4 protein-coding genes are annotated in these 3,883 nt (G+C 48.7%); all 4 read right to left on the bottom strand.

Annotation, left to right across the window (positions count from 1 at the left end; genetic code table 11):
- Nucleotides 1–483: 483 nt before the first annotated feature.
- Entirely contained in the window at nucleotides 484–846 is a 363-nt protein-coding gene (locus tag Q0314_RS06010; protein ID WP_298057525.1) for a hypothetical protein, read from the bottom strand.
- A 9-nt stretch (nucleotides 847–855) separates the two neighbouring features.
- Nucleotides 856–1,656, bottom strand: coding sequence for a phosphatidylserine decarboxylase (locus tag Q0314_RS06005; protein WP_298057524.1), 801 nt, complete (start codon nucleotides 1,654–1,656; stop codon nucleotides 856–858).
- The gene (locus Q0314_RS06000) at nucleotides 1,653–2,744 is read right to left on the bottom strand and encodes a metallophosphoesterase (protein ID WP_298057523.1); all 1,092 of its coding nucleotides are present in this window, start codon (nucleotides 2,742–2,744) and stop codon (nucleotides 1,653–1,655) included. Before Q0314_RS06000 ends, Q0314_RS06005 begins: the two co-directional genes overlap by 4 nt.
- 355 nt (nucleotides 2,745–3,099) lie before the next feature.
- Nucleotides 3,100–3,516 carry an rRNA maturation RNase YbeY gene (ybeY, locus tag Q0314_RS05995; RefSeq protein ID WP_298057522.1) on the bottom strand — a complete coding sequence of 139 codons (417 nt, stop codon included), beginning with the start codon at nucleotides 3,514–3,516 and terminating at the stop codon, nucleotides 3,100–3,102.
- Nucleotides 3,517–3,883: the final 367 nt, after the last annotated feature.

The raw sequence follows: 3,883 nt of genomic DNA, 5'->3' as shown, positions 1-3,883 counted from the left end.
CAAAAGAGCTGCTCGTGCGCTGGCAAAGCTCGCAAAACAAAAACACGCAGCAAATAATCCGCCACGCGACGAGGAAGATAAAAATTTAGCTTTTTGCGCAGATACGCAAGTCGGTGGTTAAATTTAAGATGCAAATTTTATAAACTTATAACGCATTTTATAAATAAAAAGCAGTTCAACCCGCCGCATAAAAAGTAGAGGCAAGCTTGATGATCGCCGCGGTAAAAATAAAAGATCAAATTTACGGCCGCAGCCCGAAATCAAATTTAACTCCAAACCCGCAACGATACGCAAATTTTAAAAGCCGCCATGCTCAAATTTAAAGCCAAATATCCAAGCAAACCCAAAAATCAAAACGTCAAATTTAAGCCTTCGCGTCCAAGCCGCAAGCAATCGCGCGATTTAAAAGTCAAATTTGCCAAAAAACCGCGCAATATAATATTCACAGCGCGTAAGCATAGCAAACGGCCGAGCGTAAAAAACCTACGCCGCAAAGATCCTAAACGCCACCCAGACACAAAGAGCGCCGACTAAAACGCCGACGACAAAGGCTGAAGCGACGTAGAGTTTTTGCTTTTTTCTGATCTGCTCAAATTTCTTTTCGTGATGCTTTTTTACGCCCTCGAAGGTCAAATTTAAGATCTTTTCGTTCGTTTGATTTAGCGCATCGGCAAAGCTCTTTATCTGCTCGTCGTTGATGTAGCGCATGGTCTTGCGCGTCGCGCTCACCAGGCGCTCGTAGTCCTCGCTGTTTTCCCAGAGCTCGACGACAGTGTTGTTTTCGATGCGCTCTTTTAGTTCTAGCGTCTCTTTTAGCTCGTTTTGTTCGAGTAGCTGCGTTCCCATTGAGCCTCCTTAGTTGATAGTTCCTATTTTGTCGCCGTATTTTAGCTTTTGCTCGGCCGCAAGTTCAAATTTGACCGCGCCCTGCTCGCTAAGGATGAGGATCGTAGAGCCCAGCTCAAACATCCCCAGCTGCTCGCCCTTTTTCGCGCTTAAATTTTCGTATTCATAAAGCGCGACGTTGCCGGCACAGGCGTTAGTCTGTATGCGCGCGTCAAAGTCAAATTTCATCTTGCCCACGTTTAGCGCGCCGACGAAGACCAGCCACATCTTTTTGCCGCTTGCAAGCTCGCATTTTAGCACCACGCGCTCGTTTTTGGCGTAAAGATTTGGCACCTTTAGCAGCGCGCTAACGGCCACGCTATATAGCTCGCCAGGCACGTAGAGTGCGGACAAGATCCTCATGTCGCAAGGCGCGTGGTAGCGGTGATAGTCGCGCGGGCTTAGATAAATATTTACGTACTCTAGTTCAGCGTCTCGCTCACTGCGGTCCATACTATCGCCCAGAAGCTCTGCTATACCGTACTCGTGCCCCTTGACGCTGATCGCCTTTAGTTCCCTGCTCACTCCGCACTCTAGGCACGTACCGTCGCTAGGACTGATAAAAGCCTGCGGCGAAACGTCGAAATCTCGCGGACGCTGTAGCTCGCGGGTAAAAAGTGCCGTCAGGCTCTCGTACTCTCTAGGCTGTTTAAACTCACTCATGTCGATTTTAAAGCCGCTTACGTATTTTTCATTGATAAATGTTTGCAAAAATCTCGGAAATCTAACCGCCGCCACAAACCCGAATATCCTAGAAATAAGTCCCCTCATACCTCTCCTTTTAGTCTTAATAACGAAATCTCGCTAGGCGCCATCACGCGCACCGGCGGCCCCCAAAATCCGGCTCCGCGGCTAACGTAAATTTGCGTATTTTTGTTTGCTCTATATAGCCCGGCGACGTATTTTTGATCGAGCTTTACTAGCAGCGAAAACGGGAAAATCTGCCCGCCGTGCGTATGTCCGCTCACCACCAGATCCACGGGCGCGCTTTCGTCCATGTATTTTAAAAACTTAGGCTGATGAGCGAGCAAAACAGTAGGCAAATTTGTGTCGCGACCGCCTAGAGCTGCGACTAGATCGGGCTCGTACGCCTTAAATCTAAAACCGATGATATCATAAACGCCGGCTAAATTTACTCCGCCTACGCGCGCATTTTCGTTGCCTAAAATTTTAAAATTCGTCGTCTCGCGGATCACTTTTAGTGTGCCGTCGATGCCGCTATAGTACTCGTGATTGCCCGGTACGTAAAAGGTGCCGTATTTACTCTTTAGCTCGTTAAATGGCGCGATAAACTCGGCCAAACGGTGCGGCGACAGATCCGCAATATCGCCCACGATCGCGACCGCATCGGCGTCAAGCTCGTTTACGCGCCTAGTTACCGCCCGCGCAAAGTCCGCTCCCAAAAAATCACCCAGATGGATATCAGTTAAAACCGCGATCTTTAGCTCGCCCTTTAGCCCCTTTAGCTCGATATCCTGCGCTTTTACTTCTGGCAATTTTACGGCGTTAAAGATGCCTCTAAAAAAGTAGCTAAACGCCAAAATAAGTATCGTGACGTCAAGGTAAATGCGCAAAAATTTACGCCTGCTCTCACTAAACGCGCGCTTGGTTACGGGACGAACCGCGAGCGCGATGACGTTCGTAAAAAGCACGAACGAAAAGATAATAAACGTCAGCGCCAGCATCAGCGAACAGGCGATGCGAAGGCTAGGTCCCAAAAAGTTAAACCGCAGCGAAAAAGCAAGCGCGACGCCGCCGATGGCAAGCGTCAGGAAAAATAGCCCAAGCGCCCTTTTATGCACGGCAAGCGGACTGAGCGCGGCATCGGCAAAAAGCCCGCGATAAGAAACGTAATTCATAAAAATAATGATTAAAGACGATAAAACATAAAACATTTCGTAAATTTAGCCAAAATTATTAAATATCTAACCACTGCGCGCGGCAAATTTGAGGAAATTTAAACGCAGAGGCAAAGCGTGTGCGAGAAACGTCTTTTTTACGAGGCGATATCCGTGCGGACGGAGGGTAAATTTGATAGCTTGTTTGAACGAATTTAGCGCTTAACGCCGCGTTGATTTACGACGCCAAAATGCAAATTTGATTTTACTGGCTGCCTAAAACGCATTTTAGCAGGCAGCTAATCCAAGCTTTATCGCCGCGCTTAGTTTTATGCTCGGCATAACCCGCACCTTTACGAAGCTACTGAGATTTTGCCTATTCTTCGCCCGCATCCTCCATTCGCACGATGAGGCTTTTTGGCAGGCTAAATTTCTCGATCACTTCGCACTCTTTGGCCCTCATCTCGCCCGCATCGTTTTCGTGATCGTAGCCCAGCACGTGAAGCAGCCCGTGCGTGAAAAGCAGAGCCGTCTCATCGTCCTCGCAGTGACCCAGCTCGGCGGCTTTGGCGGCGACTAGCTCAGTGTTTATCACGATACAGCCAAGCGGCGCGTGCAGCTGCATCTCAAGCGGGAAGCTCAGCACGTCCGTAGTCTCGTAGATGCCGCGCTGGCGGACGTTTATCTCCTTCATCTCCTCGGCGTCAACAAAGCTTAGCTCCACCTCGCCCGCGGTCAAATAGTCGCAAATTTGATCCAAAATCCTCGGATAATCGTCCTCGCAAAGTATCATTTTTGGCTTTCCTTTAGTAAAATTTGAGTATGATTTTAGCGAAAAATCGGGTTGATTTTAATAAAACTAGCTTTTGTTTGTTAAGGGGGGGGGAGGCTTGAATTACGAAGTCGCTCCCTTCCCCCTTAACGATCCCCCAACCCCTACGACGTGAGAGGTTGCTGCGCTATGCGCAGTTTTATCTGGCGCTAACGCGCTGCGTGTTCAAATTTACGCTTTCACGATGCGGGTCTCGGTCGGTAAAATTTGCAAATTTGACCCCAAATTTGAGCGTAAAACGATAAGGCGCAGTATTTTTTCTTTAGACGAGGCGGAAACGACGGAGGCGAGGGAGCGGACTAGTCGTCCGTGACCGAAGCCGACCGAG

Origin of the sequence: uncultured Campylobacter sp. (genome assembly GCF_938040115.1) — a bacterium.
Lineage (GTDB): Bacteria > Campylobacterota > Campylobacteria > Campylobacterales > Campylobacteraceae > Campylobacter_A.
Note: the sequence above shows the minus strand (reverse complement) of the source record. Positions and strands in the feature narration are given on the sequence as shown.